Source organism: Pseudarthrobacter sp. Y6 (assembly GCF_050156205.1).
In the GTDB taxonomy this organism is placed as follows: Bacteria; Actinomycetota; Actinomycetes; order Actinomycetales; family Micrococcaceae; genus Arthrobacter.
The window spans coordinates 3974683-3994008 of the sequence record NZ_CP189574.1; the positions used below are offsets into that span (position 1 = coordinate 3974683).

A 19326-nucleotide genomic window follows, 5' to 3' on the forward strand; every position below is an offset into this window, starting at 1 on the left:
GCCGTTTTGGCAGCTATACGTGATAGAGCAACGGTAAGAATGAGTAGGCTAGAGGGCATGGCTTTTGAAGAAACCCCCGCTGAGCGCCGCGAGGTCACCGTCCGCCGGGCACCGAAATATGTACCGTTCCTCATCCTCGGCGCCCTGGTGGGCGTAGCGGTGGCTGCCGCCGTCGCGTACGGCCTCCCCGGTGACGAATCCTTCGACCGCGGCTCGGTGTTCGGCTTCTTCCTGGTCATGTTCGGCGCCGGCGGTGCGGTATTGGGCGCCGTGGTGGCCCTGCTGCTGGACCGGCGGAGCCTCAAGCGCCAGAAACGCGCCATCGTGGAAGCCGTCCCGGATTCAGAGCCCGACGACGGCGCCCAGCCGTAGGCACCAACACAGGCGCCCGGCCTGCGGTCCGGTCACAATGGCCGCGGCGGAAAAGTCTTACCGCATCTCGTGAGATAATCGACCAGTGGCACGCGGCGATGGAAAACTTTCTCATGATCTTCTCCCTGACGAAAAGGGACCTCAGGACGCTTGTGGCGTTTTCGGGGTCTGGGCACCAGGTGAAGAAGTAGCAAAACTTACCTATTACGGGCTGTATGCATTGCAGCACCGCGGTCAGGAGTCGGCTGGTATAGCTACCAGTGACGGCAAGCGGATCAACGTCTACAAGGACATGGGCCTCGTTTCCCAGGTCTTCGACGAGACCACGCTGAACACCCTGACCGGGCACCTGGCGGTGGGACACTGCCGCTACTCCACCACCGGAGCCAGCCACTGGGCCAACGCCCAGCCCACCCTCGGCGCCACCAGCACCGGCACGGTTGCCCTCGCGCACAACGGCAACCTGACCAACACGGCCGAGCTCAACGCCATGATCATGGAACGCAACGGCGGCCAGCTCAGCGGCGAAATGAAGCAGGGCAACACCTCGGACACCGCCCTGGTCACGGCACTGCTCGAAGGCGAGGAGGGCAAGACCCTCGAACAGACCGCCATGGAGCTGCTGCCGAAGATCAAGGGCGGCTTCTGCTTCGTGTTTATGGACGAAGGCACCCTCTACGCCGCACGCGATACCTACGGCATCCGTCCGCTGGTCCTGGGCCGGCTGGAGCGCGGCTGGGTAGTTGCCTCCGAGCAGTCCGCCCTGGCCACCGTGGGCGCCAGCTTCATCCGTGAAATCGAGCCGGGCGAATTCATCGCCATCGATGAGGACGGCGTGCGTTCCAAGCGCTTCGCGGAGGCGACGCCGGCTGGTTGCGTCTTCGAATACGTCTACCTCGCCCGTCCGGACGCCGCCATCGCGGGTCGCTCCGTGTACGAGTCCCGTGTTGAGATGGGCCGCCAGCTGGCCCGCGAAAACACGCAGGACGCGGACATTGTCATCCCGGTTCCCGAGTCCGGCACCCCGGCGGCCGTGGGCTATGCCGAGGAATCCGGTATCCCCTTCGCGCACGGCTTCGTCAAGAACTCCTACGTTGGCCGCACGTTCATCCAGCCCTCGCAGACCCTGCGCCAGTTGGGCATCCGGCTCAAGCTGAACGCCCTCGAGTCCGTGATCCGCGGCAAGCGCGTTGTGGTGGTGGATGACTCGATCGTCCGCGGCAACACCCAGCGCGCCATCGTCCGGATGCTGCGCGAGGCCGGCGCCGCGTCCGTCCACATCAAGATTTCCTCCCCGCCGGTCAAATGGCCATGCTTCTACGGCATCGACTTCGCCTCACGGGCGGAGCTCATCGCCAACGGCGCCACCATCGAGGAAATCTCCCAGGCCATCGGCGCCGATTCCCTCGCGTACATCTCCGAAGACGGCATGATCAACGCCACCATGCAGCCGCGCGAGCGCCTCTGCACCGCCTGCTTCACCGGCACGTACCCCATCGAGCTCCCCGGCGCGGACAAACTGGGCAAGAACCTGCTGGAGCGCACCGACCTCGGCGGCCTCACGCCGTCGCCCTCTGCCCTCCCCGGCGCAACGGCCGCGCTGGCTGTGTCCTCCCTCGATGACGAGGAGGATCCGGCGGAGAAGGCCGGCGCCACCGGCTGCGATCCCGGACCGGACGCCGAGTTCGAGAACCTGCTCACCGAAGAAGACCACGTGCCCGCGATCCACCCCGAAGCCACCACCCCCGGCGCTGAAAAGAAAGAGTCCGTATGACTTCCGCAACCCCCGCCGCCGGCAACAGCCCACAGGGCCCCGCAGGCATCACGTACGCCTCCGCCGGCGTTGACGTTGAAGCCGGCGACCGCGCCGTGGAACTGATGAAGGGTGCCGTCAAGGCCACCCACAATTCCTCCGTCATCGGCGGCGTGGGCGGCTTCGCCGGCCTGTACGATGTCTCGCGTCTGCTGACCTTCAAGCGCCCGCTGCTGGCCACGTCCACCGACGGTGTGGGCACCAAGGTTGCCATCGCCCAGGCCATGGACATACACGACACCATCGGCTTTGACCTGGTGGGCATGGTGGTGGACGACATCGTAGTGGTGGGCGCCGAGCCGCTCTTTATGACCGACTACATCGCCTGCGGCAAAGTTGTCCCGGAGCGCATCGCGGACATCGTCCGTGGCATCGCCGCGGCCTGCTCCGTCGCCGGTACAGCCCTGGTGGGCGGCGAAACAGCCGAGCACCCCGGCCTGCTCGGCGAGCACGAATACGACGTCGCCGGTGCCGCCACCGGAGTTGTCGAGGCTTCCGACCTGCTGGGCCCGGACCGCGTCCGCGCCGGCGACGTTGTGATCGGCATGGCCTCCTCCGGGCTGCACTCCAACGGCTACTCCCTGGTCCGCCGCGTCATCAACCACGCCGGCTGGGCACTGGACCGCCAGGTCTCCGAACTCGGCCGCACGCTGGGCGAGGAACTGCTGGAACCCACCCGCGTCTACGCTGCGGACTGCCTGGACCTGGCCCGCGCCTTCCCGGTGAACAGCGCCAACGCCGTGCACGGCTTCAGCCACGTCACCGGAGGCGGCCTGGCCGCCAACCTGGCCCGCGTGCTTCCGCAGGGCCTCGTGGCCACCGTGGACCGCGCCACCTGGGAACTGCCGGCCATCTTCAAGCTGGTCTCCGAGCTGGGCAACGTGCCGCTGGCCGACCTGGAGCGCACCCTGAACCTCGGCGTGGGCATGGTGGCAATCGTGTCCGCCGACGCTGCCGACGCCGCCGTGGCCCGCCTCAACGACCGCGGCGTGCCGTCCTGGATCATGGGCACCGTCACCGCGGACTCGGATTCCATCCTCAAGACCGGCCCGGACTACGTCCAGGGCGCCAAGGGTGTGGACGGCGGCGCCGTCCGGTTGGTCAACGCCTACGCTTGAAACCCTCCTCGAGTGCTCCGTAACCGCCCTTTTGAACCTTGAAAACGGCGGTTTGGGCCCACGCCGGCAAGTTCCCTGGCCGAGCTTGCGAGGCGAGGGTGCCGGTGGGGAGCACTCGATGCGTTAAGCCTCGGGCGCTAGACCTCCAGCAGGCTGAACACACCGCCCTGCGGGTCCTTAAGCGTCGCCGTTGCGCCGGGCGTATCGTCGTCATCCGACTCCGGCCCGATCAGCACCTCCGCCCCCGCCGCCACGGCCTTCCGCACAGCGTCGGCCACGTCGATGACGCCGAAATAGATCTGCCACCTGGCAGGCGCCTCGGCGGCGACTATCCCGGCCACCTCCGCACCGTTCACCATCAGCGTGCTGTACGTCCCGCCGTCGTCCTGGGGATACTCGGTCACCTCGTGGCCGAACAGCTGCTGGAAAAACCCGACGGCGGCCCGCGGCTCAGGCGTCAGCAGCTCCGTCCAGGAAAGCGCGCCGGCCTCGTTGTACCGGCCGGAGCCGGCGTGCGTCCCGGGCTGCCACACGCCGGTGGTCCCGCCGCCGGGTGGATCCACAAACACCATCACGCCGGTGTCCGCCAGTTCCTCAGGGCCGAACTGCACCGCGCCGCCGGCGTGGGGAACTTCCCCGGCCAGCGCACCGGCGTCCTCCGCGGCGAAGTAGATGTTCCATTGGGCTTGCGTGCCGAGTGACTCCTGGTGCGGGTTCTGCGGCGCCACCACGGCAACCAGGTCCTCCCCCACGAACGCCTGGGCATAGCTGCGGCCATCGGGCGTGGGCAGGTCCTTGAAGGTCCACCCGAACACCGCTGCGTAGAAGGCCTTGGCTGCTTCCACGTCCCGGGTCTGCACGTCAGCCCAGCACGGTTCACCGTGGCGGTAGCTGGGGAATGAGGAGTTTCCTGGCATGGGAGGTCCTTTCGCGGGGGCGGCACAGCGCATCAACGCCTCCAGTCAACACCAAAAAGCCCGCCGCCGGCACCGGGTTCCGGGGCAGGCAACGGGCCTGATAACTGAGGCCAGCACCGCGGGTCCGCTGGGATCCGGGGTGCTGAAAAGAAGCGCTGTACTAACGAACGGCGTCCGAACGTACTGCAGCGTCGCGGGGCCGGGCGCCTTGCGGCGGGACCGGCGTGCAACAACTAGCCGATCCGACGGGTGTGTACCTCGTCGTCGTCTTCTTCCAAATCGTCCGCGTACTTATCCACATAAGCCGAATAGTCCGGTTCAACCGGGTCATTCGCGAAATGGCTCGTGGCACGACCTTCAGGACCTTTGAGCTCTCGCTGAAGGGCCGAATAGTCAGTGTTCGGGGAATAGTACTTAATATCCCGAGCCTGCTTGGTAGCTTTTGCCTTTTGACGGCCGCGCCCCATGGCGTGACCCCCTTTTGTACTCGGACCGGAGGTGGTCACCTTGGCTATCGGTGAGGCCCCGGAATGTTTGGTCAATTTGTCGTAACACCTAGATTACATGCTTTCCGCGCCCGGTGCGCCCCGGCCCGTGCGTGCAGACGCCATGTCGGGTACCCTTTCCGCCGCGACGCGCAGGGTTCCCGGCTTTTTTGTTGGATAGAGTCTCTTCATCAGCTGCCGATCCGGGTGCACGGAGCGTGCAGCATCGCGAGGCGAACCCAGGAGGGTATCCGGATGGACAACCAGGAATTGCGCCCCATCCCGCCCAAACCCGCTTCTCCGCCCACCGCGGGGTTCCCGCAGGTGGCTGTCCCGGCACCTGCCAAGGAGCGCCCGGCCCGGAAGCCCCGGCGGGTCGCATCAACGCTCCTGAGGGCAGCCTTCGTGGTGGTTCTGCTCGGCGTGGTGGGAGGCCTGGTGTGGCTCGCCGCGTGGCTGGGTTCCGGGGCACCGGAGACGTCCGACGACGGCGGCTCGGGGATCGTGGAAACCTCGCCCACTCCCCTGGCCACCCCGCTCCCCCTCCCCCGTGAGGGTGTGGAGCCGCCGGCCTACCGGCTGGGCGACTGCTTCAAGGATTTTGACGCCGAGGCTTTGCGGTCAACGGTGGTGGCCTGCGATGCCGGCCACTCGGCCCAGCTCGTGGCCGTCTTCCGCTACCCCGCCGTCGGCTCCTATCCGGGCCGGGAGGCCCTCGCAGCCAAGGCGCTGGAGGCCTGCCAGGCGGCGAGGCTGGCGCCGGCGGCCAACGAGTACACGCTGAACTTCCAGCGGGCCTACCCCAGCAGTACCAGTTGGGAATCGGGCGACCGGCGCGTGGACTGCTACGTCACGGCCGACGGCGGAAACGTCATCAACGCCAGCGTGCTGGCCTAAAGACCTGGCCTGATCAGATGAAGAAGCTGGCTGTCGTCACTGGCGCTAACCGAGGACTGGGCCTGTCTCTCATGAATGCGTTCTCGGAGGGCGGCTGGAGCGTCATGGCCCTCACCCGTTCACCGCGAACGCCGGACGCCGGGGCCGCCCCACCCGACGTCGTAACCGTGCTGCACGATGTTCGATCCGACCATGCCTCAGAGCTTCTGGAAGTCCTGAACGGCCGCCCTGTCGATTTGCTGATCAATAACGCGGCACAAGGAGCGCCCCACGGTGAGCTGGGATCCATTCCAGCATCCCGGCGAGAATCGCTTCCTCTGCCCGGAAGCTCCGACTTCACCTGCCTGCGAACTGGCCATGGGAAACAGCCTGGACGGACCTCTTAAACCACAACCTCCCGCGACCGGCGAAGACCTGACCAACCACCCCGTACCGGGACGACCGAGGATCCACCGTGGAACACCGCCGGCAGCGAGGCCGGGCACTGCTGCACGCCCCGCACCCTATCCCCGCGCCCAAACAGAACCAAGGGCCGCTCAATCAGCCAGTCGGTGGATCAAGGCTAAGGCAGAGTGAGGGATATGGATCAAAAGGCTGACTTACTTGGGTACCTTCGCATTCGAAGGGCAGGTCAGCGGCCGGCGTTGTAGTGGGTGGTGACTTGGCCGGGTGTCAGGGCGGTGGTGTAGGCGGCGGCGAAGCGCAGGGAGCCCCTGTAGTAGAAGTTGGCGGGCTGGGTGGCCCCCCAGCCCGCCAGGTTGTCATAGCCGATGCGCCAGTACCCGGCGTAGCTTTGGCCGGTCGTGGTGGCCGGGTCGGTGGCGACTTTCTGTGCGTCGATGTACAGGTTCATGCCGGTGCCGGAGAGGGTGGCGACGGCGTGGTGCCATGTTCCATCGGTGTAGCTGAGGGGGCTGACCACCGTTTTGACCTGGTTGGGGTAGACGCCGAAAACGACTTGGCCGGTATCGGTGAGGTAAAGGTGGCGGTCGTAGATCGTGGATGTGCCGGTTGAGGCGTTTCCGAACCCGATCAGTTTCCCGCCGCCGGTGGAGGTTTTGAACCACACCTCGATGCTGAAGGTATTTCCGGAGGCCCGGTAGGTGGGGGTGGAGACGTAGCTGGTGGAGCCGTTGAGTGTGTAGGCGCCACCCGCGTCCCGGGGGCAGGCAGGTTTCGCGGCGGTGTCGCCGGTCATCTGGCCCCGGTAGGTGCCCCGGGTGTTGTTGTTCGAGAAGTCGCCGGCGAAGGCGGAGCCTGTCGCTTCGTTGAGGCGGTAGGCGAACAGGGCGCCGGCGATGTCTGCCCGCACCGCCTCGGTGCACAGAAAGTAGGCTGCCGTTCCGGCCTTGTTCGTCGGGTTGGTGATCCGTGCCGAGTATCCCGAGGTGGTGGAGGGCGTGAACAGAGCCAACAGACACAGTGCTGCAAGTACGGTTGCGGTGACGGCGCTGCCGGTCCGGGTCCCTTGACCCCGGCGCGCACCGGCTGGCGGGCGGAACATCATATGCCGGTGCTCCGGTTTTTGACGGGCCCGGGGAGGCTGACGGCCAGGGACCACAGGAGCGGGAGCGCGCAGATCAGCATCAGCAGGACCCACCCCGAGGGCGGCAGGTCCAGGGCCGAGGCCATCTGGTAGTGGTCCGACCCGTCCAGAGAGGGAAGCGGGACCTGGCCGACGCTGCCGGCTGTCAGATGTGCCGGTTCTCCGCCGCCGGCATGGACACTGATGGGGAGCATACCGGTTGAGACCACAGTCGCCTGGGGCGTTCCCTCCGTCATCCCTGCGGCAAGGACGCTGATCCCGATAAAGGGGCGCAGAATGACGGTGGCCACGGAAATGACGAGCGGCACCCCGACAATCCGCAGTGGAATCCGCCGGCTGAGGGGAACAAACCGGCCGGTCAGGATCCATAGCCCGGCAATGCCGGGGACGAGAATGGGCAGTGCCCGGACGAGCCACCCGAGGCCGGGTACGGCGGCGATGGATTTTCCCACCAAATCGCCGCCGGTCAGGGTCCAGGGGTCATCCGCGCCGTTGAGGTCCCCCCGGCTGAGGATTCCTCCCGCCGCGGTGAGGGCCCGCACGCGGTGGGTGTAGGTCTGATCCGGCGCTGTCGGGGGATGGAAGGTGATGATGTCCCCGGCGCGGATGTCCTCTGCGGGCACCGGGACGGTGAGGACGAGCGTGCCCACCGGGGCGGCTTCTGCCATGGACGGGGTGCTGATCACGAACCAGCGTCCGCCGGCCAGTGAGAACAGGAGCGCCCCGGTCAGCAGGACGCCCAGGAGCGTGGCCAGCACAACGACGGCACCCCGGAGCCAGGCGCCCCCACGGCGCCGGCGCGGGGGCGTCCGGGTGGTGTCCGCAGCCGGCCCGGGCCGGGTGTCCAGGATTGTCATGTGTCACCTTCGCTAAAGAGGGCTGCCCGGGCGGCGGCGTGCCGCACAGGGCAGCCCGGGCAGGTGTCTAGCTGGCGAAGGTCCAGGTCAGGGGCAGTGACGCGGCCAGGCCCTGGTAGGTGTTGCCTGCGGACGTGTCCAGGGTCACGGCAATGGTGAAGGGGACGCTGGCACCCGCCGCGGGGGCCGCGGGCATGGTGATCGCGGCGGCCGGCGCCCCGGCCAGGCTGGCCGCGGTGCCGGTGAAGACGGTGGTGGCACCGGAGGTGATGACGACGTTCAGTTTCGCGCACAGGTCCGTCGCGGTGCCGTTCTGGGCGCCGTTCAGGGACTGGGTGCAGCTTGTTCCCGGGGTCAGCGTGAACGTGCGTGCCGCGACGGAACCGGCGTTCTTGATCGTGATGGCGGTTGTCACCGCAGGCCCGCCCGGGACCATGACGGTGCTGCCGCCGAATTTATTGATCGTCGAGCACGTCGCAGAGTTTGTCGAAACGCTGCCGCCGTCGGTGCTCAGGCAGGTGGCCGGCACCCCGCCCGTGCTCTGTTCCTGCATGACCAGCGAGCCGGACGCGGCAGTGTTCGAACTGTTGGTGATGCTGGCAACAAAACCCGACAGGGTTCCGGTCAGGGACAGGGACAGCAGCACCGTACCCACCAGCCCGGCCAACAGGACGATCGGGGCGAAATGGCGGCGCTTGGGCGCGGCGGCAGAATCGGACATGGTGGAGACCTTTCACGACAACGGACAGGCCGCGGCTGCGGGCCGGCTTCCGGCCGGGGCAGCACACGGGAGAGTAGCGGGCAGAAGCCACAGCGGACTGTCACCCGGACACGACCGGCGGCAGGTACACGGCCGGTTCTCGGGGAGGTCGCAGCTGCTTCATGCTGCCCGGAATGAACACTAGCAGGGATTGCTTGATTACCGAGATACATTTTTAACAAGCCGTGTCTTCGCTCGCCAGCCCTCTGGCTAGGGACCGCCCGGCCAGTGGCCGTTCCGCCAAAGTAGAATGATGACTTGCTACTCGGCTCACCTTTGCAGGAGCACCACATCATGATCGATCCCGCCGCCCGCCGCCCCCTGCACCAGGTGGCCCGACCAGCAGTCCGCCCCGCCCTGGGTGGGGCGGACGATGCGGCGGCTGCGGATGCGCGGGCGATCGTCAACGCGATGCGGCACCTGGACATCGGCAACGGGCGGCTGCGCGCCCGCCTGGCCAGGGAGTTGGGGCTGAGCGTGGCAGAGCTCAACGCGTTGGCGTTTGTCCGCGACAGCGGTGACCTTACGCCCAAACATCTTTCCCTGGATCTGAACATCACCACCGGATCCGTCACCTCGATGATTGACCGGCTCGAACGGGCAGGCTTCCTGCGTCGAGGACCCAACCCGGCAGACCGCCGAAGCCTGCTGCTGCAGCTAACACCGGCAGGCACGCAGGCCATGGACTGGGTCTACGATCACTTCCACCGCGCGGTGTCTGCCACCATCCTGGGTGAGGCCGCACCGTCTGTGCCGGGAGTGGCTAAATTCCTCGAATGCACCGCCGCGGCACTGGAGGACCTCTCAGCGCCCGGAGCCGGCCAGGAGCAGGACGGACCGATATCCGGCTGAGGCATCTCATCCCGGAGCGCTTGCTACCGCGCCGGATGATGGATTATTCGGTGGCGCGGCGCCAGGGCGATGTGGCCTGGTCAGAGGCAACCGGCCGGGGATGTTGATCACTTCCGGCGCAGAGGCGTCAAAGGCGGAACGGTCACGGACTGCTTTTTCTCGGCGCTGCGCCGGTGCCCTCCTTCTCCGCGGTGAAGGTCCCGGGACTTCGGGGTACCCGGGGCGTGCCGGCTTTCGTCGGAAGCCTTTGGGCGACTGGTGCGGTTCATCCGCCCGGCTTTGCCTGATGTGAAAGGACCCCTGGGCGAGGGGCAGGCATGTTCACACACCGTCAGCTGGTCCGCCCGTCACGACGGGGGCCGGATGCGCCTGCGGCGGAGGGAACGCCGGGAACGCCGGGAACGCCGGGAACGCCGGGGGCAGGATGAGGTGGCTGCGGGAAGAGGGCTACCCGGTACTCGACGCCAATGTCGTCCGCCTGTCGGCGTACGTGCGTCGGCACATCAACGTCCACAGTCACTACTCCTTCCAACTTCCGGACCTCGCCGGCGGCCGGCGCACTCTGCGCGATCCCGACCACCGCGACAGCAACGAGGAGTAAGAAAGAGCCGGAGAGGGCCGCTGCGGAAAACGGATCGCATCGTACGTCAGTAAGTTGGGTGACAATGTCACCTGAACCCGGACCCAGGATGGCAATCTAAGGCGAGACCATCTGAGTGGGGTGTTGCGTGATCGCAAACTAGGCTGAGACCACTGTGGGGAGGTGACTTTCCCTCAAGGTCGTGCTGATCGGAGCTGTTGTGGTATCTGTTGTTCTTCATCCGGATGTGGCTGTTGCGATTGAGGTGTTTGATCGACTCGGTGCGGGGCGTCTGGCGGTGGTGCCGGAGCCTGACAACGCCGAGTACGGCGCTCTGGTCTCAGTCGCCGGCGAGACGCGGTTTCGGGCGGGCAAGCTGACACCGACGAAAGTGGGATTGTTCGTCACGGTGTGGCGGCGCGCCAGTGACGGGTCAACCGAACCATTGTCGGCCGAAGACGGTTCGCAGTCGCTGGTGATCGCCGTTCGAGAGGGCGACAACTTGGGGCTCTTTGTTTTCCCGAAGAGCGCGCTCATTGAGCGCGGGATCGTTGCTATTGGTGGCGTTGGCGGGAAGCGCGGGTTTCGGGTGTATCCGCCGTGGTCAGCGACGGAAAACCCTCAGGCGAAGCGGTCTCAGAAGTGGCAATGCAGATTCTTCCTCGACCTGCGCGGTGGGGATGTCGACCTGCAACGGGCGCGCCGCCTCTTTGATGCGACCTAACCCGACTACCATGTAAAATCCGGGTTAGTCTCACAGTATGAAGCTTCGGGGCGTACTCCTGCTTGCAATAGGCGTAGCTACCGCAGTGCTGGCAGTTGGCGCCCTACTCGGCCGCATGCCCGGGGTAAGCCAGATATGTCCAGCAATGGGTTGGGCGTACGTGGGTGATATGGAGCTGGCCTTCTCGACGCCGCCGAAGTCAGTAGCGGCTTGTTTTGGGCATGGATGCACTCCTGTGCAGGTGGCCATCCACCCTGAGGGAAAATGGCTGGTACCGCAGTCCCCGCCATACCTGAACCCACCCGTCAGTGTCACCTCTATTTATGTGGAGGCCGTGGCCACTTCAGGCGGCCGCATAGCCCGTGATTTGCCAATAGAAACGGAATCAACCGGCGAGCACCCCTTCGGACCCGAGTGCGGCGGACCTTTCAGGTTCAAGCCCGTGCACGTGGCCTTTGGCTAAGAGCATCCAACTCATAGAAGACGCCTGACCTTGCCTGGCGACCTTACGGGCACCAGGATGAAGCTTCCGGTACCGATCTGTTGAATTTGTGGAAAGCTGTTTCCATGAATCCTCCAACCGACTCGGCTCCCCATGTGTCGCTGCCGGGAACGAACAGATGATTGAGCTATTCAGCCAACGCGTCGCGTTCCCAAACGCGTTGCTTTTGTTTCAGACCGAAGATGCCCCGGAAGTTCCTGACATCGATGGAGTCGCAAACAAGTGGCAAACCTCAAGCATGTTGGCGTTGGCTGTTCTGCATGACGCCGAAGGGGAAGTAGACCTTCAGATTCGCACAGACACTCCGTCTCCGAAGCTTTTCCTATTGTTCGAGGGAAGGCTGCGGTCTACCCGGAAGCAGGTGCAGCTCATAACTGTTTACCTGGATACCCTCGCGAACATCAGAACCTCCGGCGAGCACTTGGACTTGCGGGTTTGGGGAGATGACCCGAGGCAGCCTGAAGTGGTCATTATCGAATGCCTGACCGGCGTCGAAGTCGATCCCGCTCCAGGATTGTCGGATCGATAATCTTGCTTCATGGCCATCCAGACACGCTTCACCCCGCGCTCACCTCTCGCCGCGGTTTGCTTGGTCCTTTTCGGTTTGTTGGTCCTTTGGATGGCGCAGCCGATCCTGTCTGGCTGGGGATGTGCGGTCAGCTTTCCCGCGATGTGTCCTCCTCATTGGTTGCCGGTTCGAGTTTCACTGATTAGCGCCGGCATCCTCTTCGCACTACTCGCGGCTCTCATTGTCGGCACCGTTCTTCTGCCCAGAGCAAAGGGCTGGACAGTCGGTTTGGCCCGAAGCGTCGTCTTCGTTGTGCCAGTAGTCCTGGTCCTGACAGTCGTCGCGCACTTTCTGATACCGCAGCCCTGAATCGAGCCCGCGTGGAGCGGGTTGCAGCCGCGAAACTCGAATGGAGGTTGACCAAGGTGTCCGGTGAAGGATCCTCTACCGGATGGTCCCTCGACCCTTGTTGCCTGACAATACGGGCCGAGAGGGCCGATTCGGGCGTCAGTCTTTCTTCAGTTCCTCGGCGAGCATCACGAGGATCCCGCTGGGACCGCGGACGTACGTGAGTTTGTAGACGTCGGCGTAGGTCGCCACGCCGCGTAGCGGATAGCATCCGTGCTTTGCAGCTACCTCAAGGGCCTTATCGATGTCGTCTACCGAGAAGGCCACGCGGTGCATGCCAACGTCGTTGGGACGCGTCGGGTTCGACTCGATCGCCTCGGGATGGATGTATTCGAAGAGCTCAAGTCGACCATGACCGAATGGGGTCTGAAGCATCGCGATGTTGGCGTGGTTTCCATCAAGTCCAACGGCAGTATCGGTCCACTCGCCGCTGACCGTCTCACGACCGATGACCGTAAGACCGAGATCGGCGAAAAAGGCGATTGCTGCTTCGATGTCGCGAAGAGCGATACCCACATTCTCAAATTTGATGGCCATGCGTTGCGAGCTACCAAGGCGGAGCGATTAGCTCCAGTGGCGAGGCGCCACTGTCTGTTCGTTGGCCGATCCCCTACCCGGCACCCTGCCACGTTCGCTTAGGCGGTTGCTACAAGCTCTAGTTCGAATCCATGAGAGTTTACGAGGTACGCAGCGTAGTGATCGGGCCCGCCAGCGTGCGGGTACTTGTCCTCGAACAACTGCACCCATCCGTGCCGGCGGCTCTCTTCGACAAAGACATCTAGGTCTTCTTGGCTCCCGGCGTGGAACGCCAGGTGATTAAGACCTGGCAGTGTGCGCTCATGTTCTCGGCTACTCATGGCCGGTGATTGTTCAGCAACTATGTAGGTTAGTCCAAGCCGCCAGCTGATTCCTGAGGCCCAGCTCTGGTAGATCGAGTATCCCAATCGAGCCAAAACCCAGCCCCATTCTTGCTTGGCGCGATCGATGTCAGGGACCCACAGCTCGATATGGTGCAGGGTTCCCTTGGAATCGTTGTTCACGGATGTGAGTCTTTCATGCGCGCAGTCGTCACCCGCTGCACGATCCTCCAGCGGACAGACTTGGACGTGTCTACAGCTGCATGCTGAGGACTGTTCGGACGGGGATGTTCCCGCTTCGATCATCAGCGACGCGATGCATTCCGATTTTCTCAGCTACCCGCTCAGAAGCTCGGTTATCCGGATGGATGATAGCTATCAGTTCGGTGGCTTCAGTATGTTCTCGGGCGTAGTCGCGACAAGCAGTGGCTGCTTCTGTCGCGTACCCCTGGCCGTGTAGGTCGGAGCGCACGTGGTACCCGACCTAAAGCTTCTGCGCGGCGTTCACTTGCTGCCAGGTCAGCCCGCAGTCGCCTATGAACTCTCCGTCATGCGTCTCGACAATCCACAGGCCGTACCCGTGCTCCGCGTAGTTCTCCTGGTTCCAATGAATCCAGCTTGCTGCTTCCTCCTGAGACTTGGATACAGGGTAGAAGCGCATCACCTCGGGGTCTCCGAGCAACGCGGTCATGTTGTCGAGGTCCGCATCAGTCATCTCACGGAACTGCAATCGATCAGTCGGTTGTGGCGTTAGCATCCAATGACTCTATTTCCAGTGCGTGGCTAAGGCCCGTAAGCCGATTGTCTATTGGGACGCTTTGCCGCCTTGAGGCGCGGTGTCACCAAGGCGTGCCTCGAAGATCGATGTCGCCGTGCGGCCACTCGCTCGCATCGCGCGTCGCGGAGCAGATGAGCGTTGGCCCTCCATGGGACACGATGACCGATGTCCGGTCCAAGCGGGACAAGCACCGTTCCGTGGCATGCACCTCAAGCCATCCTGCTGACTCGTAGAAGGGGACCACATCTTTCCGGCATCCGAGGAAACCGAAGTCGACTCCGGCTTCATCGCGCATCGCCTTTTGAGCGTGTCGCATCGCTCGGCCGCCGAGACCAGTACCGCGAAAGCGGTGATCAACCAGCACGCCTCCCGTGCCAGCCACAACGACGTCGTCGGTTCCTACTGAGATCACGCGACGCTGAAAGCCCACATGCGCCGCCAGAGCGGGCCCCTGGAACGCCAGGACATGGAAGTCGGCTGGTGAGTAGCCGTACGGCGCGTCGGGGTTCCACCGGCCGTAATCGCTTAGGTACTCACCGTCAAAAAACTTTTCCAGTGCATCTAATTCCATCATGCTGAGGTCTTCATGCCGCAGCCTCAGGGTTTCATTCATTGTTTGAGCCTATGCCTCCACATCAAAGACCTGGACTTGGGTAGTCGTCCGTAAGCCGGTCGCCCGCCGGTGCAGGCGCGACCGAAATTCTCCGGACTAAGAATCGGCGTGTTTCCGCAGCTCTTCGATTCCCGTTTGACCCGCCCGCAAAAATGCCCGGTGCGCGGGCCTATACGCCACACCCCTAAGTGCCGCATTTGGACCCGCCGCTACTCCTTCCGCCGCACCACCAGGCCCGTGCCGGCGGGAGCACCGCCGTCGGGCCCTGCCAGAGCCTCCAGCCCCTCGATGGTGAGTTCGTCCACGTCGGCCGCGGTGTCCACGAGCACGGTGTCGCCGTCCGCGATGTCGCCGGACAGGATGGCCTTGGCCAGGCGGTCACCGATCTCGCGCTGCACCAGCCGGCGAAGCGGCCGGGCACCGTACGCGGAATCGAAGCCGGACATGGCCAGCCAGGCGCGGGCGCCGTCGGACACGTCCAGGCTGAGCCGGCGCTCGTGCAGCCTCCTGCCGAGCTCGGCCACCTGGAGTTCCACAATCCGCGCCAGCTCGTCAACGGTCAGGGCTTCGAACAGCACAATCTCGTCCAGCCGGTTCAGGAACTCGGGCTTGAAGGAGGCGTTGACGGTGGTCATGACCGCGGTGCGCTTGGCCTGCGCGTCCAGCGACTGGTCCACCAGGAACTGGCTGCCCAGGTTGGACGTGAGGACCAGGATGGCGTTGCGGAAGTCCACGGTGCGGCCCTGCCCATCGGTGAGGCGGCCGTCGTCGAGTACCTGCAGGAGGATGTCGAAGACCTCCGGATGGGCCTTTTCCACCTCGTCCAGCAGTATGACCGAGTACGGCCGACGGCGGACGGCTTCAGTCAGCTGGCCGCCCTCCTCGTAGCCGACGTATCCCGGAGGGGCACCCACCAGCCGAGCCACCGAGTGCTTCTCGCCGTACTCGGACATGTCCAGGCGCACCATGGCGCGTTCGTCGTCAAACAGGAAATCCGCGAGCGCCTTGGCCAGCTCAGTCTTGCCCACGCCCGTGGGCCCGAGGAACAGGAACGAACCCGTGGGCCGGTTGGGGTCGCTGATGCCCGCCCGCGCACGGCGGACGGCGTCGGACACCGCGGCCACCGCTTTGGACTGGCCGATCAGGCGCTTGCCAAGCTCCTCCTCCATATGGAGCAGCTTCTGGCTTTCACCCTGCAGCATGCGCCCGGCAGGAATGCCGGTCCACGCAGAAATGACCTCGGCAATGTCGTCCGCCGTGACCTCGTCAGCCACCATCTGGGCAGGCTTGTCAGTCACCGCCTCTTCGGCGGCGGCGGCGTTCAGTTCACGTTCCACTGCCGGAATCTCGCCGTAAAGGATCCGCGACGCAGTCTCCAGGTCGCCTTCGCGCTGCGCTTTATCCGCCGTCGAGCGCAGCTCATCCAGCTTCGCTTTCAGGTCGCCCACCCGGTTGAGCCCGGCCCTCTCGGCTGCCCACCGGGCATTCAGCGCATCCAGCTCTTCACTCTTGTCCGCCTTGTAGGCGCGGAGGGCGGCCAGACGCTCCACCGAGGCGGCGTCCTTCTCGTTCGCGAGGGCCAACTCCTCCATGGTGAGCCGGTCCACGGCACGGCGCAGCTGGTCGATCTCCTCCGGCGCGGAGTCGATCTCCATCCGGAGCCGCGAGGCGGCCTCGTCCACCAGGTCGATGGCCTTGTCCGGCAGCTGGCGGCCGGAAATGTAGCGGTTGGACAGGGTTGCGGCGGCCACCAGCGCGGAGTCGGCGATGGTGACTTTGTGGTGCGCCTCGTAGCGTTCCTTGAGGCCGCGGAGGATCCCGATGGTGTCCTCCACGCTGGGCTCACCCACGTACACCTGCTGGAACCGGCGCTCCAGGGCCGGGTCCTTCTCGATGTTCTCGCGGTACTCATCCAGCGTGGTGGCACCAATCAGCCGCAGCTCCCCGCGGGCCAGCATGGGCTTAAGCATGTTGCCGGCATCCATCGAGGACTCCCCCGTGGCACCCGCCCCAACCACCGTGTGGATCTCGTCGATAAACGTGACGATCTGGCCGTCCGAATTCCTGATCTCCTCCAGGACCGCCTTAAGGCGCTCCTCGAACTCGCCACGGTACTTCGCGCCGGCCACCATGGAGGCGAGGTCCAGGGCGATCAGCGTCTTGCCCCGCAGGCTTTCCGGGACATCGCCCGCCACGATCCGTTGGGCGAGCCCTTCCACGACGGCGGTCTTGCCCACCCCCGGTTCGCCGATGATGACGGGGTTGTTTTTGGTGCGGCGGCTCAGCACCTGGATGATGCGCCGGATCTCGGTGTCGCGCCCGATCACCGGGTCCAGCTTGCCCGCACGCGCCATCGCGGTGAGGTCCGTGCCGAACCTCTCCAGCGACTGGAACGTGTTTTCCGGGTCCGGCGTGGTGACCTTCCGGTCGCCGCGGACACCCGGCAGGGCGGCGAGCAACGCTTCATGGGAGGCGCCGGCGTCGCGCATTAACCGCCCGACGGCGTCACTCCCGGCAGAGAGCCCCAGCAGCAGCACTTCGGTGGAGACATAGGTATCGCCCAGCCTGTCGGCCTCGTTCTTGGCGTTCTGGATGGCCTGCAGCGCGGGCCGGGACAACTGCGCCTGTTGCGTGGAGCCGCCCGACGTTGCCGGCAGCGCTTTGATGGCGCCGCTCGCCTGCACGCTGACTGTATCCGGGTCTGCGCCCGTGGCGCGGAGAAGCGCGACGGCGACGCCCTCCCGCTGATCCATCATCGCCTTAAGCAGATGGGCAGGTTCCACCTGGGGATTTCCTGCCGTGGAGGCGTTCATGGCTGCTGCCGAAAGAGCCTCCTGGCTCTTGGTGGTGAATTTGACGTCCAAAGAGAGCTCCTTCCGGAATGTGCATTTTTCGCTAAGTTGAGTCTATAACGCTCAACTTTGAGGATACTCCCTCCATGGCCATGTTTGCCGACGGCGAACTGCCTGTCCAGAGTTGCCCGCTACCGACAGGAAATCCGTTCCCGGCACCCCTGCCGCATCCCGGGGATGTAGCCCGCCGGGCTTAAGCATCCCGGGCGGGCGGCTCCCCCAAGGAGCCACCCGCCCGGTGGTCTGTTTATGTCGATCAGATCAGGAGCCGGCAACCCCTGAGACGCTGGTGATCCAGGACAGATTGCTGGGGATCGAGGCATGGTCGTTGTAGTAACGCGTGTAGTCGGACGGGTTCTGCGGCGGCAGGATGCTGGAGGTGGAGAGCACTCCCACCAGCTTGCCGTTCACGATCAGCGGCCCGCCGGAGTCGCCGCCCAGCGTGTGGCCGGTCTGGGACTGCGTTCGAACGGAAGGCCCTCCGTAGGTGTCCACACCCTGTCCGGCAACGGTGACATTGGCCGTTTTGAGGTAGTAGGACATGGTGCCCGCACCTTCAGTCTGGTCACCCCAGCCGTAGACCCTGGCCGAGGCGCCCGTGGCGGGGAAGGAACTGGAGAGCCCCACATACGAGCCGTAGTGCGGGGTTGAAAGCTTCAGGAGCAGGACATCGCCGGCGCTGGAGGCATAGCGTGCGGCCACCGTTTTCACCGTTCCGCCGGTTTCCAGGTACGTGGTGCCCAGTCGGACGGACTTCAGCGATGTTGAGTTGCAGTGCTTGGCCGTGATGACCCAGTTCGCGGAGATCTGGCTGCCGGTGCAGCCCACGTTGGTCCCGGTGGAATCGAAGGAAATCTGGGCGGCGTACGGGGCCGTGGAAATCGTGATGGTGGTGCCGCCGGCGATGTCCGGGCTGGCCGAATCACCCCCGCTCGCGAGTGCGGCATGGGCAGTCAAGGGGGTTAGCAGCGCAGCGGTGGCTGCGGCCGTGGCCAGCATTCGGGCGAACTTCAAAGCGGGTAGCTCCTTCGCAAGTGGACCCGCGGCCATCAGCGGTCCGCCGTCAGCCGGGTCAGTTCCAGTGGATGGACCGGCCATCGGTGCGGGCGATCCACAGGCGACATTACTGCCAGATGTGAAGCATGTCACGTTAAATGACAGAATCAGTCAACTACATTTTCCGGGGCAGGCCCAACGAACTCACGGATAGCCGGCAGCCGGCTTGGTTTCGGTGTAGTTGATGACCAGGAACTCCCCCGCCGGGACGAGCTCCACGTACCAGCGTGTCGGTTTGTCCCAGTCCTCCCAGGTGTATCCCGCCGGCACTCCGGCGGCGGGCTTGTACACGGCGTCAAACTTCAGGAACGTTCCGTTGTCCGTGGCGGTCGAATCGATCTCCTGCAGCAGTTCGAACGTGCCGCGCCCGCCCGTACCCGGCTCGGCAACGCGGACCGCCGCCAGGTTCTGCTGGTTCATCAGCTTCACCGCCGCAAAGTATCCCTGCCAGGCGACGTCACTGTGGGTGGTGAACAGAGTGCTCGAGTAGGCCCCGGCGTTTTTTGCCGCGAGGTCGGCGACGCAGTTTTCAGGGACGGCCTTGCCCGGGCTCCAGGCCGTGACCAACTCGGAGCCGGCGTTGAGCCAGCCGCTGTACGCGTTCAGGACGCTTCCGATGGTTTCACGCGGCGTTCCCTTGGGGATCCTGACCGGCGACACGTCATCCCGGCCCACAAAAGGGCACTCCAACGGCAGCACGGACACGGGCGTGGCCGGTGCGATGTCAGGCGGCGGCGGAGGGGACGGAAACAGGCCGCACCCGGCCAGGCCCGCCAGCAGCGCAAGTACGGCAGCCGCCGTCGTAATTTTCTTCATGCTTCTCCCCCAATA

The 19326-nt window shown here is 64.9% G+C and carries 19 protein-coding genes and 2 pseudogenes; 9 read left to right on the forward strand and 12 right to left on the reverse strand.

All coding sequences use genetic code 11. The features are described 5' to 3' along the window. Window positions 1-57: 57 nt before the first annotated feature. From ACQCSW_RS19130 to purM, 3 genes are all read left to right on the forward strand, one after another. Entirely contained in the window at window positions 58-372 is a 315-nt protein-coding gene (locus ACQCSW_RS19130) for a hypothetical protein (protein ID WP_426988430.1), read from the forward strand. Window positions 373-457: 85 nt separating this feature from the next. Further along, window positions 458-2146, forward strand: a complete 1689-nt coding sequence (gene purF / locus ACQCSW_RS19135) for an amidophosphoribosyltransferase (protein WP_426988432.1) — start codon at window positions 458-460, stop codon at window positions 2144-2146. Further along, window positions 2143-3303: a phosphoribosylformylglycinamidine cyclo-ligase gene (gene purM, locus ACQCSW_RS19140; RefSeq protein ID WP_426988434.1), complete on the forward strand. Its 1161-nt coding sequence runs from the start codon at window positions 2143-2145 to the stop codon at window positions 3301-3303. The genes purF and purM overlap by 4 nt, the downstream gene beginning before the upstream one ends. Before the next feature lie 137 nt (window positions 3304-3440). On the opposite strand, the gene ACQCSW_RS19145 is transcribed toward purM, so the two are convergent. Both ACQCSW_RS19145 and ACQCSW_RS19150 read right to left on the reverse strand, forming a co-directional pair. Further along, a complete protein-coding gene (locus ACQCSW_RS19145) occupies window positions 3441-4220 on the reverse strand; it encodes a VOC family protein (protein ID WP_426988436.1) in 780 nt (259 codons plus the stop codon). A gap of 233 nt (window positions 4221-4453) precedes the next feature. Beyond that, the gene (locus ACQCSW_RS19150) at window positions 4454-4687 is read right to left on the reverse strand and encodes a DUF3073 domain-containing protein (protein WP_056341155.1); all 234 of its coding nucleotides are present in this window, start codon (window positions 4685-4687) and stop codon (window positions 4454-4456) included. Window positions 4688-4960: 273 nt separating this feature from the next. On the opposite strand from ACQCSW_RS19150, the gene ACQCSW_RS19155 reads away from it, so the two are divergent. Then, window positions 4961-5602, forward strand: a complete 642-nt coding sequence (locus ACQCSW_RS19155; protein ID WP_426988438.1) for a septum formation family protein — start codon at window positions 4961-4963, stop codon at window positions 5600-5602. A 17-nt stretch (window positions 5603-5619) separates the two neighbouring features. Then, a pseudogene (locus tag ACQCSW_RS19160) lies at window positions 5620-5850 on the forward strand (SDR family NAD(P)-dependent oxidoreductase); the annotation flags it as partial. A gap of 383 nt (window positions 5851-6233) precedes the next feature. On the opposite strand, the gene ACQCSW_RS19165 reads toward ACQCSW_RS19160, so the two are convergent. The 3 genes from ACQCSW_RS19165 to ACQCSW_RS19175 form a co-directional block, all read right to left on the reverse strand. Then, window positions 6234-7016, reverse strand: a complete 783-nt coding sequence (locus ACQCSW_RS19165) for a LamG domain-containing protein (protein ID WP_426988440.1) — start codon at window positions 7014-7016, stop codon at window positions 6234-6236. Window positions 7017-7105: 89 nt separating this feature from the next. Continuing rightward, window positions 7106-8005: a S26 family signal peptidase gene (locus tag ACQCSW_RS19170; RefSeq protein ID WP_426988442.1), complete on the reverse strand. Its 900-nt coding sequence runs from the start codon at window positions 8003-8005 to the stop codon at window positions 7106-7108. 67 nt (window positions 8006-8072) lie between these two features. Further along, window positions 8073-8726: a hypothetical protein gene (locus ACQCSW_RS19175; protein ID WP_354252659.1), complete on the reverse strand. Its 654-nt coding sequence runs from the start codon at window positions 8724-8726 to the stop codon at window positions 8073-8075. Between the two features lie 333 nt (window positions 8727-9059). On the opposite strand from ACQCSW_RS19175, the gene ACQCSW_RS19180 reads away from it, so the two are divergent. From ACQCSW_RS19180 to ACQCSW_RS19195, 4 genes are all read left to right on the forward strand, one after another. Next, a complete protein-coding gene (locus ACQCSW_RS19180) occupies window positions 9060-9617 on the forward strand; it encodes a MarR family winged helix-turn-helix transcriptional regulator (protein ID WP_426988444.1) in 558 nt (185 codons plus the stop codon). A gap of 424 nt (window positions 9618-10041) precedes the next feature. Next, window positions 10042-10218: a hypothetical protein gene (locus tag ACQCSW_RS19185; RefSeq protein ID WP_426988446.1), complete on the forward strand. Its 177-nt coding sequence runs from the start codon at window positions 10042-10044 to the stop codon at window positions 10216-10218. 181 nt (window positions 10219-10399) lie between these two features. Continuing rightward, complete coding sequence (locus ACQCSW_RS19190; RefSeq protein WP_426988448.1) at window positions 10400-10921, forward strand: MepB family protein; 522 nt, start codon at window positions 10400-10402, stop codon at window positions 10919-10921. A 620-nt stretch (window positions 10922-11541) separates the two neighbouring features. Then, on the forward strand, window positions 11542-11952 hold the full coding sequence (locus tag ACQCSW_RS19195; RefSeq protein ID WP_426988450.1) for a hypothetical protein: 411 nt from the start codon (window positions 11542-11544) through the stop codon (window positions 11950-11952). Between the two features lie 486 nt (window positions 11953-12438). Here the strand turns inward: ACQCSW_RS19195 and ACQCSW_RS19200 are convergent, their stop codons facing one another. From ACQCSW_RS19200 to ACQCSW_RS19230, 7 genes and pseudogenes are all read right to left on the reverse strand, one after another. After that, a complete protein-coding gene (locus ACQCSW_RS19200; RefSeq protein ID WP_426988452.1) occupies window positions 12439-12876 on the reverse strand; it encodes a VOC family protein in 438 nt (145 codons plus the stop codon). Between the two features lie 98 nt (window positions 12877-12974). Then, window positions 12975-13379 (reverse strand): VOC family protein, encoded by a 405-nt coding sequence (locus ACQCSW_RS19205; protein WP_426988454.1) that lies wholly within the window; start codon window positions 13377-13379, stop codon window positions 12975-12977. A gap of 70 nt (window positions 13380-13449) precedes the next feature. Further along, a pseudogene (locus ACQCSW_RS19210) lies at window positions 13450-13953 on the reverse strand (GNAT family N-acetyltransferase). Window positions 13954-14035: 82 nt separating this feature from the next. Next, window positions 14036-14587: a GNAT family N-acetyltransferase gene (locus ACQCSW_RS19215; RefSeq protein ID WP_426988456.1), complete on the reverse strand. Its 552-nt coding sequence runs from the start codon at window positions 14585-14587 to the stop codon at window positions 14036-14038. A 209-nt stretch (window positions 14588-14796) separates the two neighbouring features. After that, a complete protein-coding gene (clpB, locus tag ACQCSW_RS19220) occupies window positions 14797-17451 on the reverse strand; it encodes an ATP-dependent chaperone ClpB (RefSeq protein ID WP_426988458.1) in 2655 nt (884 codons plus the stop codon). A gap of 249 nt (window positions 17452-17700) precedes the next feature. Next, complete coding sequence (locus ACQCSW_RS19225) at window positions 17701-18453, reverse strand: S1 family peptidase (RefSeq protein WP_426988460.1); 753 nt, start codon at window positions 18451-18453, stop codon at window positions 17701-17703. Window positions 18454-18639: 186 nt separating this feature from the next. Next, window positions 18640-19311 carry a hypothetical protein gene (locus tag ACQCSW_RS19230; protein WP_426988462.1) on the reverse strand — a complete coding sequence of 224 codons (672 nt, stop codon included), beginning with the start codon at window positions 19309-19311 and terminating at the stop codon, window positions 18640-18642. Between the last annotated feature and the right edge of the window lie 15 nt (window positions 19312-19326).